12 protein-coding genes are annotated in these 13585 nt (G+C 45.8%); 7 read left to right on the top strand and 5 right to left on the bottom strand.

From position 1 onward, the window contains the following. Nucleotides 1-207: 207 nt before the first annotated feature. Entirely contained in the window at nt 208-2460 is a 2253-nt protein-coding gene (locus AC07NA_RS13805; RefSeq protein ID WP_494898130.1) for a bifunctional alpha,alpha-trehalose-phosphate synthase (UDP-forming)/trehalose-phosphatase, read from the bottom strand. Nucleotides 2461-2517: 57 nt separating this feature from the next. On the opposite strand from AC07NA_RS13805, the gene AC07NA_RS13800 reads away from it, so the two are divergent. The 7 genes from AC07NA_RS13800 (at nt 2518) to AC07NA_RS13770 (ending at nt 8216) form a co-directional block, all read left to right on the top strand. Next, nucleotides 2518-3642, top strand: a complete 1125-nt coding sequence (locus AC07NA_RS13800) for a mechanosensitive ion channel family protein (RefSeq protein ID WP_494898128.1) — start codon at nt 2518-2520, stop codon at nt 3640-3642. A 176-nt stretch (nt 3643-3818) separates the two neighbouring features. Then, a complete protein-coding gene (locus tag AC07NA_RS13795; RefSeq protein ID WP_494898127.1) occupies nt 3819-4154 on the top strand; it encodes a tRNA-binding protein in 336 nt (111 codons plus the stop codon). A 2-nt stretch (nt 4155-4156) separates the two neighbouring features. Continuing rightward, a complete protein-coding gene (locus tag AC07NA_RS13790; RefSeq protein ID WP_494898126.1) occupies nt 4157-4531 on the top strand; it encodes an SdpI family protein in 375 nt (124 codons plus the stop codon). Further along, nucleotides 4531-4998, top strand: coding sequence for a nucleoside deaminase (locus AC07NA_RS13785; RefSeq protein WP_494898124.1), 468 nt, complete (start codon nt 4531-4533; stop codon nt 4996-4998). The genes AC07NA_RS13790 and AC07NA_RS13785 overlap by 1 nt, the downstream gene beginning before the upstream one ends. 368 nt (nt 4999-5366) lie before the next feature. Next, nucleotides 5367-5978, top strand: a complete 612-nt coding sequence (locus tag AC07NA_RS13780) for a superoxide dismutase (RefSeq protein ID WP_345211655.1) — start codon at nt 5367-5369, stop codon at nt 5976-5978. A 215-nt stretch (nt 5979-6193) separates the two neighbouring features. Further along, entirely contained in the window at nt 6194-7198 is a 1005-nt protein-coding gene (locus tag AC07NA_RS13775) for a quinone oxidoreductase family protein (RefSeq protein ID WP_494898122.1), read from the top strand. A 4-nt stretch (nt 7199-7202) separates the two neighbouring features. Further along, nucleotides 7203-8216, top strand: coding sequence for a 2Fe-2S iron-sulfur cluster-binding protein (locus tag AC07NA_RS13770; RefSeq protein ID WP_494898121.1), 1014 nt, complete (start codon nt 7203-7205; stop codon nt 8214-8216). A gap of 2 nt (nt 8217-8218) precedes the next feature. Here AC07NA_RS13770 and AC07NA_RS13765 read toward each other — a convergent pair whose 3' ends face one another. From AC07NA_RS13765 to AC07NA_RS13750, 4 genes are all read right to left on the bottom strand, one after another. Beyond that, a complete protein-coding gene (locus AC07NA_RS13765; RefSeq protein WP_494898119.1) occupies nt 8219-8929 on the bottom strand; it encodes a carboxypeptidase-like regulatory domain-containing protein in 711 nt (236 codons plus the stop codon). 405 nt (nt 8930-9334) lie between these two features. Continuing rightward, complete coding sequence (locus tag AC07NA_RS13760) at nt 9335-10024, bottom strand: response regulator transcription factor (RefSeq protein ID WP_345211651.1); 690 nt, start codon at nt 10022-10024, stop codon at nt 9335-9337. A gap of 2 nt (nt 10025-10026) precedes the next feature. Continuing rightward, on the bottom strand, nt 10027-11652 hold the full coding sequence (locus AC07NA_RS13755) for a sensor histidine kinase (RefSeq protein WP_494898118.1): 1626 nt from the start codon (nt 11650-11652) through the stop codon (nt 10027-10029). An 18-nt stretch (nt 11653-11670) separates the two neighbouring features. After that, nucleotides 11671-13527: an alpha/beta hydrolase family protein gene (locus AC07NA_RS13750; protein ID WP_345211649.1), complete on the bottom strand. Its 1857-nt coding sequence runs from the start codon at nt 13525-13527 to the stop codon at nt 11671-11673. Between the last annotated feature and the right edge of the window lie 58 nt (nt 13528-13585).

Here is a 13585-nt window from a genome sequence, read left to right as displayed (position 1 = left end):
GCAGTGAGAGATCTTCATCATCATGCATGTCTGCTACTTGTTTGATGAAGAAGATTTCTCCTCGTTCCTCGTTCGAAATGACAAAAAACTGGTCTTCCCAACACCTGTGGGCTCCGGCCGAGTGACAGCTATTCCGCGGCGTCCCGCCGCTATACGCAAATGAATAGCCACCCAAACCCCGAACCTAAAACCTCGAACCTAAAACCCTTAAACCCCATCCTGTATAACCGGCGCGCTAAGGCTCTTCAGCAGGTGGCGTACTTCGTGGTAGTTACGCAGGTAGAAGCGGGCTGCAGATATATTGCTGCCTACTTTTACGGTAAGCGAGTTATCGGGCAGGGCTTTGAAAATGTCCTCATCGGTATGGTCGTCGCCGAGGGCCATAATAAAATCATATTCCTTGTTATGCAGTAATGCCGATGTGGCTTTGCCTTTATTGATCTCGATATTTTTGATCTCCACTACCTTATTGCCCGGCAGCAATTGCAGGCCGCGATCATTAATGAGGTAGCGCAGGTTGTTCATCAGCTCGTTGGTACGTAGCTCACCCAGCCCTTTTTCTGTTTTGCGGTAATGCCATACCAGCGAATAGTTCTTTTCCTCGATAAAGGCACCCGGCGTACGGTCAACATAGGTTTCCAATACGGGGTAAATGTCCTGCTTCCACTGGTCGTTAAGGCCGGGGATGTTTTCCCATTGGCCATTACGCTTTTGCCATGCGCCATGTTCGGCTACCAAATTAAGGTTGGTGTGGCCAAACCATTCTTCGAGATTTACATGGCTTCGGCCGCTTACCAGCACAATATTATTTGCGGGGTCGTCGCTTAGTTCTTCCAGTAATTCGTACAGTTCCTGGTCTGGCATGGCAGAGTTGATATCATCTTTAAAACCTACCAGCGTACCATCGTAATCTAAAAAGATGATACGCTTGCTTGTTTTGTTGTATATCTTTTTAATAGCCTGCTCGGTAACATCCGTAATATGGCGCGACCGCATAGATTGCTGCATTTGTTTCACCTCGCGCATGCGCTCCATAAACAGCTTCACCCAGTGCTTAATATTGAACTTTGAAACCACCTGGCGCATAAGGCGCATCCGTCGTTTTTGTTCGTTGAGCGACATGGTAAGCGCCGTTTGCATAGCTTCGGCCATGGAGGCGATGTTACTCGGGTTAACAATTACGGCATCTATCAGCTCTTTTGATGCACCGGCCATTTCGCTCAATACCAAAACGCCGGTTTCCTGGGTACGACTGGCAATGTATTCCTTACTCACGAGGTTCATGCCATCGCGCATGGGGGTTACCAGGCAAATATCGGCCACATGGTACAATGCCGATAGTGTATTGATGGGGAACGGACGGTAGAAATAATGTACCGGGCTCCAATCCAGCGTGCGGTAACGGGCGTTAATATCGCCTACCTTGCGGTCAACATTCTGCTTCAGTTCCATATACTGCGGCACGGTATCCCGCGAGGGTACCACAATCATGTGCAGCACAATTCTGCCGATATATTCGGGATGAGTATCTAACAATAGCTCAAAGGCTTGCAGGCGTTGTAAGATTCCCTTGCTGTAATCAAGCCTGTCGATACTTAAAAATACGCGTTTGTCCTTAAAGGTTTCGCGCAAATAATTGATCTCGCTTACCACCTCTGGGTCGCGGGTTAACGCGCCGTACTTTTCATCGTCAATCCCCATCGGGAACGATTCAACCACCACCGGCCTGTCATCCACCGTAATAATATTTGATGACGAATTTACAGGCAGCAAGCGTGTGGCCGCGCTGATAAAGTGACTGGCATCGTCAAACGTGTGGAAACCGATGAGGTCGGCACCTAAAATACCTTCTATCAACTCACTCCTCCAGGGTATCAGCCTGAACATCTCGAATGACGGGAACGGGATATGCAGGAAAAACCCTATAGATATATCGGGCCTTGCCGCGCGTACCAAACCGGGTAGTAATAATAACTGGTAATCATGTATCCATATCGTATCGCCGGGTTCTGCTATCGTGATAACGGCATCGGCAAATTTGCGGTTTACATGCTGGTAGCATTCCCAATCGGCCAGTTTATAGTTGGCGTAGGTTGACGCGTAGTAGTGGAATATGGGCCATAAAATTTCGTTTGAAAAACCTTCATAGTAGCCGGAGATCTCGTCGGCTGTTAAAAAAACGGGCCGTAAACTTACTTCGGCCAGTTTTTGTGTTACTTCATTTTGTTTATCGTCGCCGGCCACTTCTACACCGGGCCAACCCAACCATACATTATCTCCTGATTGATATACCGAACCTAAACCCGTTGCCAATCCTCCTTCACTGGTGGCAACTTTGTATTGCCCATCCTCTTCTGTAACTTTTACCGGTAAACGGTTTGATACAATTATCGTTTTACTCATAGCTTCTTCATCTATATGCAGGTAAAAAGGCCAAAAATTGGCGCGTAAAACCTGCATTTTAAAATATCAGTAACAATTAAAAGCCATTAAGGTTATATATAAAAGGAAAAAACTATGCGGGATGTATTAGAAAACTGGTCGGGCAACATGCCATCATCGTTATGGAATTTACTAATTACCATAAGCGCGGTTATACTTGGTCTTATTATCAAGCTGATTTTGAAAGCGTTACTGGCATTTTACAAAAACCGGAACGATTACTCGCTGTTCCGCAGCATTATCACCAACATAGGCCGCCCCATGAATCATTTTGTGCCGTTGCTGATGCTAAATCTGATGCTTCCGCTGATGGATATGCAAAAAAGGTTCTATGTTCCGTTTAGCAAAGGGGTAGAAATTGCCCTTATAATCTCCTTCGCGGTGCTGCTGGTACGCTCCTTCAATGTATTTGAAGATTACGTGTACCACACCTACGATTTAAACAAGGCCGATAACCTCAAAGAGCGGAAGATCCGCACGCAATTACAGTTTATCCGCAAGGTGATCGTAACCCTTATTGTGTTTATTACCGTAGCGGTAATTTTATTAAGTTTTGATAATGTGCGTAAAATAGGCGCAGGCTTGCTCACCGGTGTGGGTGTGGGCGGTATCATCATCGGTTTCGCGGCACAGCGGTCGCTGGCTAATTTTTTGGCCGGTTTCCAGATCGCGTTTACGCAACCCATCCGTATAGACGACGTATTGGTGGTTGAAGGCGAATGGGGGCGGGTGGAAGATATTACCCTTACCTACGTGGTGCTTAATATATGGGATCAGCGCCGTTTAATACTCCCGATAAACTATTTCATAGAAAAACCCTTCCAAAACTGGACACGAACTACCTCCGAAATACTGGGCACGGTTTTTCTTTATTTTGATTACAGCGTACCAGTAGATGCCCTCCGTACTGAATTTGACCGCCTGCTGGATACCACCCCGCTATGGGACAAGCGTGTTAAAGTAGTACAGGTAACCGATGCCAAAGAACGCACCGTTGAAATACGTGCCCTCATGAGCGCCCGCAACTCATCCCAAGCGTTCGACCTCCGCTGCTACATCCGCGAAAACATGATAAAGTTTGTAAAGGATAACTACCCGGATAGCTTGCCGGTAACGAGATTAGTAATTGGGGAGGGAGGTTCGAGGGTCGAGGGTTCAGGTTCGAGAGATCAGGCTCCGGGTTCGGGGCTTCAGGTTTGAGTTTGGGCATGAGGTTCCGGGGGGCGAGGTTTCGGGTTCCGGTGGGAAAACTCCTGTAAAGTTGCTTTCAAATCTCTGTGTACCTCCGTGAAAAACTCCGTGCTCTTTGTGGTTAAATAAAAGCGAAAATTAAAAAAGAACACCTATTTATCCCCTCACTGCCTACATTTGCCTTTATGGAAACCATAACCTGGAACGATTTTGAAAAGGTTGAACTAAGGGCAGGCACGATACTTGAAGCCCTTGAATATCCCGAAGCACGCAAACCGGCCTATAAAGTAAGGGTTGATTTTGGAGAGTTCGGCATTAAGTGGTCGAGCGCGCAGATCACTAAACATTATACTATTAACGAGTTAGTGGGCAGGCAAATAGCAGGGGTGATCAACTTCCCCAAAAAGCAGATCGGTAAATTCATGTCGGAGTTTTTGGTTACCGGCTTTGCCGACGAAAACGGCGACATTGTGCTTACCGCCATTGAAAGGCCTGTGCCCAACGGCAGTAAACTGATATAATTATGGAAGCAGAGCACTGGTTCATCGGTCCGCAATTGATAGGTTTGATATTTGTGGTAATAGGTTTTATACAAAAGCGTTTCCCGCCGAAGCACATCAATGCCTTGTATGGCTACCGTATGCCCTCATCCATGAAAAACCAGCAAACCTGGGACGAAGCCAACCGCTACTCTGCCAAATACATGATCAAATGCGGTTTCATTTTGCTGATAGCCGGACTGGTTACAGCCATCGTTCTCAGCCTGATACCTATGCACGAAAACCTGCGTACCGGCATCAATGCCGTATTAATGATCACCGGCGCCATCGGCTCATGCGTACTGCTTTTGGTGTATACCGAGAAACATCTTTCAAAAACTTTTGACCAACAACCCTGATGCGATATATCAATTTTGAGGGCGAACCAACCATATCGCCCGACGATTTTTTCATGAACGAAGCCCTGCGCGAAGCCAAACTCGCGCTGGCCGAAGACGAGATCCCTATTGGCGCCATTGTGGTTTGCAAGGGGCAGATCATTGGCCGCGGCCATAACCTTACCGAGCGGCTCAACGATGTATCGGCACATGCCGAAATGCAGGCACTTACCGCGGCAGCCAATTTCATGGGCGGCAAATACCTTAAAGAGTGTACCTTATATGTGACCCTCGAACCCTGTGTAATGTGCGCCGGGGCATCGTACTGGTTCCAGATAGGGAAGATAGTTTTCGGCGCTTATGATACCCGCATGGGTTTCGGCCGCCTCAACCAAAAAATAACCCACCCCAAAACCATCATCACCGGCGGCATCCGCGAAAACGAATGTTCAGAACTGATAAGGAATTTTTTTAAGAGTAAGAGATAACCTTGATTTGCTTGATTATTCTTGATTAAGAGGATTTTTTACCTGATTGGGTGAGAGTTAATCAGGAACAAATCTTGTCAACTATGTAAATCAAAAAAAACATTTTCAAGAGTAAGCGGTAACCTTGATTTTTCTTGATTATTCTTGATTAAGAGGATTGCTATCCTGATTGGATGAGAGTTAATCAGGTAAAAATCTCATCAACTATACAAATCAAAAAAATCATGTTAATCAAGTCTAATCAAAATAATCATGGTCAATTAAAATAATCATGGTCCAATCAAGGTTAAATCATGACATTTATTTAAAACAACAGAACCATTCAACCCTTATATTTGTTAAAACATTAAACTTTAAACTTAACAGTTATGGCTTTTACACTACCGGCGTTACCTTACGCTACTGACGCGCTTGAACCTCATATTGACAAGGAAACCATGGAAATTCACCATGGCAAGCACCATCAGGCTTATGTTACTAACCTGAATAAAGCCCTGGAAGGCAAACCTGAAGCTGATAGCAGCATCGAGGAGATCATCACTAACATTTCTAAATTTCCGCCTGCTGTACGCAACAATGGCGGCGGTCATTATAACCACTCCCTGTTTTGGACGCTTTTAGCACCAAACGCAGGCGGCGAACCTACAGGCGCATTGGCCGATGCTATAACAAGCACTTTCGGTTCATTTGCCGAGTTCAAAACTAAAGTATCTGACGCGGGCGCTACCCGTTTCGGTTCGGGCTGGGCATGGCTTATTGTAACTGCTGATAAAAAATTAGCCGTTACTTCAACCCCTAACCAGGATAACCCTTTAATGGATATTGCCGAAGTAAAAGGTACTCCAATTTTAGGTATCGACGTTTGGGAGCACGCTTACTACCTGAAATATCAAAACCGTCGTCCTGATTATTTAGCGGCCATCTGGAGCGTGATCAATTGGACTAAAGTTTCTGAACTGTACGCTAAAGCGACTGCATAATTCAATACCCTTTTTAGGGATATATGAAGAATATAGAGCGGCAGAACTTAAACGTTCTGCCGTTTTTTTATCAACTCACCCTGTCATCGCTTCGCTCGACATCCCTCTCTTCGCAAGCGAAAAGAGGGCTAACCTACAGGCCCCCTTCTTTGCGCAGCAGAGAAGGGTGTCAAGCGCAGCGATGACGGGATGAGTAAACCAACATACACTACCGAATGAAAGCAATAATTTTAGAAGGGCCCGATAAACCACTGGTATTAAAAGAAGTGCCTACACCTGCACCCAAAGCAGGCGAAGTACTGGTTCAGCTCAAGGCATCATCATTAAACCGCCGCGACTGGTGGATAACGCAGGGCAAATACGCCAATATATCGTACCCGGCTATTTTGGGTACCGATGGCGCGGGCATTGTTACCGAAGTTGGCGAAGGTGTCGACCACGACTGGGTGGGTAAAGAAGTAGTACTATACCCCGGCTATAACTGGGGCGACAGTGAAGAATACCAGGCCAACGAGTTTACGGCCATTGGCTTGCCGCCTTACAATGGCACTTTTGCCGAATATATTACCGCGCCGGTTGAGCACCTGCAATTTAAACCCCTGCATTTGAGCTTTGAGCAAACGGCATCACTGCCTGTTGCCGCGCTGACTGCTTACCGGGCTTTATTTGTAAAGGCCCGCGTTAAAAAAGGCGATACGGTATTGGTTACCGGTGTAGGCGGCGGAGCGGGTACTTTCGCGCTGCAATTTGCCGTAGCCATGGGTTGCCGGGTATTTGTAACATCGGGCTCGGGCGAAAAAATTGAAAGGGCGAGACATTTGGGCGCGGCCGCAGGCGTAAACTACAAGGCGCAGGACTGGGCCGAGCAGCTAAAACAGCTTTCGGGCGGGTTTGATATTATAATTGACAGTGCCATGGGCGATGGTTTCGCCAAGTTTTTAGATGTAATAAAACCCGGCGGACGAATCGTTTTCTTCGGCGGAACGGCGGGTGGTAATTTACCGGAGCTGAATGGTCGTAAGATATTTTGGAGGCACATCAGTATATTGGGTACGATGATGGGTAGTCCGGCAGATTTTGGGGCGATGCTGGCCTTTGTTACCGAGCATAAGCTGGAGCCGGTAATAGATGAAGTATTCCCGCTGGCCGATGCCGAAACCGCTATTCGCCGTATGGATCATTCGCCACAGTTTGGTAAACTCGTACTAAGGCATTCATAATTATATGCACTACATACAATTACGGGTTGAAGCCATAAAACATGAAACGGCCGATACCTCTACCTTTTATTTACGCGAAGCATCGGGCCGAAGGATCGGCTACTTGGCCGGGCAGTTCATCACGCTGGTATTTAATCATCATGCCGAGGAGATCAGACGGTCGTATTCGCTCAGTTCATCACCCGATGAGGAACTGCTGGCCATTACCGTTAAGCGTATCCCTAATGGTGAGATCTCCCGCTTTTTGTATGCCCACATCAAAGTTGGCGATATACTGAATGCTGTAGCCCCCGCAGGCCGTTTTGTGATCAGCGATTACGAAGCGAAAAAGGACATTTTGATATTCGCGGCCGGGAGCGGCATAACGCCCGTGTTCGCGCAGCTTAAATATATACTCAACCGCCCCGGCGAAAGCAATATAACTTTAATATACAGCAGCATTACCGGCGATAATGTGATCTTTAAAGCCGAGTTAGATGAACTGGCAATAGCACACCCGCAAAGGTTCAGGCTGTTGCACCTGCTTAGCAGCGATGCCAACAGGCTTAACAATATCAGGGTTGAGCAAATGGTGAAACGCTATACCCCGAATGGCATGCTCAATACCGATTTTTACCTATGCGGTCCCTTCGCGTACATGCGCATGGTAAAGACGACGCTTATTTACATGGGCATTGAACCGCTACGGATACGTAAGGAGAATTTTGTGATTGATACCGTGGCCGTGGCCAGCCCCGTACTTAATTATGCGCCACGCAAGGTTACCATCAACATAAAGGGTGAGCATTACGATATAATAGCCGGCGAAAACCAGTCGATACTGCAAGCGGCGCTGCAAAACAATATCTTTTTATCTTACAGTTGCAGGGCAGGCGTATGTTCGGCATGCGCGGTACGCTGTACCGGCGGCAAGGTTGAAATGGCCCGTAACGATGTACTTACCGAACAGGATATAGCAGCAGGATGGATACTCACCTGCACCGGCCACCCGGTTACCGATGTGGTGATTGAAGGGTAAGATCACAACCTAAAATCACTCGGTAATTTTTCAGACACCAGGAAATACCTCCCGGCCTCTTGAAAAAGCCTGGTACGGTTAGCTTTCCATTTTTTCATTTCGTCGGGCGTACCGGGGAGTTCTTCAAAAAAGATCTGATAATGCCATGATCCGTGATTAGCGCCATAGTTGCTTTTGGTGAGCAATACTTTAACCATGTACCCCAAAGCGCGGTTCTCCACCTCTATAAGGCCATTCGACCAGGCTGATAATTCTTCTTTTTCTTTGTCATAGCTAAATTTAAGCACTTCACTATTCAGTATTTTGCACTTGCGGCCATATTCGGAGTTTCCTATAAACCGCTTCACAAACATTTTATAATTCCGCGCCCAGTCTTTCGGAATCTGAACGCTAACCTCATCCAGGGAAGTGACCTGCGGCTTCAGGCTGATATCTACCGAAACATCACCCGCGCCTACAGAAACATTCTGACTAAATTTTTCAAAGCCAACCATCGTTACTATCAGCAGGTATTTGCCCGGTTTTAAACCTTTGAGTGTAAAAGCACCGTCGTCATTGGCGCTGGTGCCGTAAGATGTTTCCGTTAAAAATATACTGGCTTTAGGCAAGGCAGCCCGGGTTTCTGCATCGATAATTTTGCCGGTAATAGTGCCGCTTTGGGCAAAAGTTAACAACGGCGCTATCAGGAATAGGATGATCAAAGGTAAACGCATAACATTAAGACAAGGAAGATGGGTTATGGTTTAAGTTGATATTCAATAAATTGAATGCTGTGAACACCCTCCCTGTCAACGGCATTCCCATGACATAGCCGTCAACTTAAGGGTTAAAGCAAATCGCATAGCTAACTCACCCGGTCTACGCTTCGCTGGACCGCCCTCTCTGCGCAAGCGCAAAGAGGGCAAGAAGAAACAGAAAATATATAAATCCCTCTTTCCGCTTGCGGAGAGAGGGTCGACGAGCGAAGCGATGTCGGGGTGAGTCAATATTGAGCAATTCTTAAATTGACAGTTATGCCCAAGGAAACATTGAAAAATCTCCTAAACCCAAAATGCCCAATACCGAACTTTCCTAATTCGATATTGGGCATTGTATCTTCAGTAGTATAATCAAATATCCTATTCGTAAGCAAACTTATAGCCTATGCCACGCACCGTTTGCAGGTATTGAGGCGAATCGGGGTTGGCTTCTATTTTTTTGCGGAGGCGTACAATGTGCATGTCTAATGTGCGGGTATTTACATCGGCGTTGTAGCCCCATACTTCCATCATTAATTCCTCGCGGTTAATCACCTTATTCTTATTTTTCAGGAAGTAAAGCAATATGCGGTTCTCCAGTATGGTCAGCTCAACCTTACGGCCGTCTTTTATCAGCAAGTGGGTATTTGGCTGATGCTCCATATTGGCAAACTTGTACGATTCGGCCTTTTCGCTGTTCAGCGAAAATTTGATCTTGTTATCTATCATGGCCACCAACACATCCATATTAAAAGGCTTGGTAATATAGTCGGATACGCCAAAGTTGTAGGCCTCTATCTTATCCACATCCTGCGCCTTGGCGGTCATCATAATAATCAGCTTATCAAAACCCTGGTTACGCACGTTGGTACACACGTCCGAGCCTTGTTTACCCGGCAGCATCCAGTCCAGCAGTACAATATCCGGTGTTTCTTCCAATATCATTTTTTCGGCATCGTCGCCATTACCGGCTTCAAACACCTTGTAACCTTCGGAGTGCAGGCGTTCTGCTACCAAAAAACGCAGGTTTTCATCGTCTTCAACCAGCGCAATTTTAATTTCTTTACTCATTATTATGTTTGATATGGGAGTGTAACAATAAATTCCGACCCTTGGTTTACTTTACTTTTAACTGTTATGTCCCCGTGCATAAAATTAACCAGTTCTTTACAAAAAGCCAAACCCAGCCCAACGCTGCCATTTTGGTTATATTGGTTTTCGAGCCTGTAAAATTTTTTAAATATATTATTTAATTCTGTTTTAGGTATACCTATGCCCTTATCAGCAAACGAAAATAAAATGTTCTTCTTTTCGTGGCTAATGGTGATCAGCAATTCTTTGTTCTGCGGATGCGAATATTTGTAGGCATTCTCAATCAAATTTTGAAAAACGCTGCCCAACAGTACCGGGTCGGTATAAAAGAAATTGGTATCGTTTATAACCAGGTCCAGCTTAAAATTAGGGTATTTAATTTTAAAGGTGTCAATATAGCTCCGGGCGAAGCTCTCCACATCTACGCCCTCGCGTTTAATCACTATCGACCGGTTCTCTAACTGCGTAAAAGAGAGCAGGCGGTTCATCAGGTCGTTTAGTTTATCGGCTTCTTCGTCCAGTATTTTACCGTAGTGTTTCAGTTGCCGGTCGCTCAGTTCGCTTTCGCCGCGTAGGTTTGAACCTGCAATTTTTATAACGCTTACCGGCGTTTTAAACTCGTGGGTAAAGTTGTTTATAAAATCGTATTGCAGCTTAAACAGCTTTAAGTTGATGCTCAAGTTACGATAGATCAACCAACCCGTGAGCACCACAAAAAAGTAAATGAGCAATACCAAGCCGCCAATAGGCATAAAACGGCGGTTCATTTCTGCCTGCAAATGGGTTTTATCTGATATAAAATAAAGCTTGAAGTTAGAGAACGCTCCTGAAAGCGCTACGTCTGTAACCAGCTTATCCCCTGCTATATCCAGCGGATCGTACACTACGGGTTGTATGCTGATGTGCTGGTAAAGCTCCGGGTGCGGATTACGTATGTTAAGGTAATTAGGATCGAGCAGAAAGGTGAGCATGTTCTGTTTAAAAAACACCGATGAGCTACCGCTTTTACGCAATTCCTGGTACATTTTAATATCCTGCCGGCGCGGTACATTGAGGTACGATATTTTGTCGGGCTTTACATCGTAAAAGGTTTTAAATACTTCATCCTGCGAGGGCACGCTCAATGTATCGGCAGTTGAAATAAAGCGGTTCAGCTTATAGGCCATCTGCATAAAATCGTCCTCGTTACCCGCCCTGCTTTTGGCGGCGATGATCTTCCCTCCCGACGGCCTGAACTGTGTTACCGATTTCAGGGAAATGCCTAACGGGGCCTGTGCATTGCGCGTTGCACCAATTTGTATATCGTAAAATATTACCCGGCGTACAAAGGCATAATTATTAAGCACCGATGTAGCGTAATGCGCCGCCGACGATGAATCGAGGAAGCCCTGGTATGAGGTTATTTCGGGTATTTTATTCTGAAAGAAATCGGTATAGGGCTTGGTGGTTTGCTCCAGTACATCTATCTTTTTTGAGGCGAACTCATTTTCAACATATTTACCCGTTAAATTATACGCCGTAATAAACGCTATAACCAATATGATAGATATCAATATCAGGAATACGATGATCAGCGAAAAATTTTTCCGGTAAACATTTTTTTGCATTACCACAATTTACGGGTTTTAATGCCTTACACCTAAGTTACTGCTCAGGAATTTTTCTATCTCGGTGTACATTTCCAGCCTGTTAGCTTCGCTCTTGAAATAGCCGCGCTCGTTATCCTTCAAAAAATAACTTACCGGCACATTCTTCTTGCGTAGTTCCAATACAAACTGGTTAAGCTCGGTAATGTTTGCACGAGGGTCTTTTGCCCCCTGAAATATCATCAGCGGAACCTTAATTTTATCGGTATGGAAAACCGGTGAAATAGCCCGCAGCTGCTCGGCATCTGTTTCGGGGTTACCCACCATTTCGTAGGTCATTTTAAGGTATGGCTTAAAAAACGGCGGGGTATCCTTTATAAACGTAAAGAAGTTGATCAATCCGTTTTGTACCACGGCGCATTTGTACAGGTCGGGATTGAACGATACGCCATACAGAGCTGAAAAGCCACCAAATCCGCTGCCATAAATGGCCACCTTTTGCCCATTGGCAATATTTTGAGCGATGAGCCATTTTACGCCATCGGTAATATCCTGCTGTATCTTACCTCCTACCTGTTTATAACCGGCACTCTGAAAAGCCTTGCCGTAACCCGATGAACCACGGAAGTTAACCTGCAATACAGCATAGCCCCTATTGGCCAAAAACTGCACATCGGCATTGTAACCCCAGGTGCTGCGCGCCCATGGCCCGCTGTGCGGCATTACCACCAGCGGCAGATTGGTTTGTTTTTTCCCTTGAGGCAGGGTGAGATAGCCGTTAATTAATAAACCGTCGCTGGCTTTGTAAGCAATGGGTTTCATATCGCAAAGCGAGGCCGCGTTAAGGCTCGAATTGATATCGCCCAGTTTTTTCAACTGGCCCGATAGCTTATCATACAAAAAGTACGATCCCGGGTTATGATCCGAATAAGCCAGTACTATAAATTTATTTTCGGCGGTATCGCGGTCAACCACACGTATCTCGTTACCCTTCAGTTCGCTTGAAAGCCTGTTGTAAACCAGACGCAGGCTGTCGTTAAAAAATTTCTTCTGCGGCTTGGCTTCATCCCACGATAAATAATCAAGCCGGTGTTTGGTTTTGTAGTACTCTACATTCATCACATCGGCCTTATCGCTTTGGTAAATGGTGCGGGTTTGCTTGCCGGTAAGGGCATCTATCTCTACCAGCGCCATTTTATCGCGGTTTACGTTAGAGAGCGCGTAAAACAATTCGCCTTTGCCGGTAAAGGCCACGGGCTTAACCGCGTCTTTAAAGTTATTTATAATGATAGGCTTAAACTTGCTGAAATCATCCTTACGGTAAAGTATGGTGGCGTTCACCCCGTCGGACGCGCGGGCCAGTTTGATCTTGCCGTTCTCATCCGGGAACCATTCGGTAACATCGCCCGGGTTTTGAATATACAGGGTTAGCGCGCCGGTATTGATATTTAAACGGTAGATATCAAGCACACCTTCATCGCGCTTATTCATGCTCACGGTAATTACATCGGGCGTGGCGCGGCTGCGGTTAAGCAAGCGGAATTTCACCTTATGTTCGGCTATAATGGTACGCTTGCGCAACGTGCGCATATCCATAACAAACATTTTCAGGCTGTCGGTAGCTACTACATCCTGGCTAAAAATGATCTGGTTATTGTACGTCCAAAAGTAATCGTTAACCGAGTTATCGCTAAAGTTGGTCGCCATAAAACCCTTACCATCCGCAAGCGATTGTATAAACAGGTTTTGCTTGCTTTTATACGCTTTCAGGTACGATACATATTTACCGTCGGGCGATATCTTATAGAAAGTTTTTTCGGGGGTTTTAAAAAAATCGCGAATAGGTATCTTCTCCGGGCTATTATCCTTGCAGGAAAACACAGCGGTTAGCGTCACAACACAAATCAATATTCTTAAACGAGCCAGCATGTTATAATTGTAGGCGATATTCGGT

The sequence above is a fragment of the Mucilaginibacter sp. GW821-FHT07G05 genome (genome assembly GCF_059418565.1).
Note: the sequence above shows the minus strand (reverse complement) of the source record. Positions and strands in the feature narration are given on the sequence as shown.

Coding starts and splice junctions, on each gene's coding strand:
- AC07NA_RS13780 (WP_345211655.1), top strand. CDS start 5,367: ATGGCTTTTACACTACCGGCGTTACCTTACGCTACTGACGCGCTTGAA.
- AC07NA_RS13765 (WP_494898119.1), bottom strand. CDS start 8,929: ATGCGTTTACCTTTGATCATCCTATTCCTGATAGCGCCGTTGTTAACT.
- AC07NA_RS13795 (WP_494898127.1), top strand. CDS start 3,819: ATGGAAACCATAACCTGGAACGATTTTGAAAAGGTTGAACTAAGGGCA.
- AC07NA_RS13760 (WP_345211651.1), bottom strand. CDS start 10,024: ATGAGTAAAGAAATTAAAATTGCGCTGGTTGAAGACGATGAAAACCTG.
- AC07NA_RS13770 (WP_494898121.1), top strand. CDS start 7,203: ATGCACTACATACAATTACGGGTTGAAGCCATAAAACATGAAACGGCC.
- AC07NA_RS13805 (WP_494898130.1), bottom strand. CDS start 2,460: ATGCAGGTTTTACGCGCCAATTTTTGGCCTTTTTACCTGCATATAGAT.
- AC07NA_RS13755 (WP_494898118.1), bottom strand. CDS start 11,652: ATGCAAAAAAATGTTTACCGGAAAAATTTTTCGCTGATCATCGTATTC.
- AC07NA_RS13790 (WP_494898126.1), top strand. CDS start 4,157: ATGGAAGCAGAGCACTGGTTCATCGGTCCGCAATTGATAGGTTTGATA.
- AC07NA_RS13800 (WP_494898128.1), top strand. CDS start 2,518: ATGCGGGATGTATTAGAAAACTGGTCGGGCAACATGCCATCATCGTTA.
- AC07NA_RS13785 (WP_494898124.1), top strand. CDS start 4,531: ATGCGATATATCAATTTTGAGGGCGAACCAACCATATCGCCCGACGAT.
- AC07NA_RS13775 (WP_494898122.1), top strand. CDS start 6,194: ATGAAAGCAATAATTTTAGAAGGGCCCGATAAACCACTGGTATTAAAA.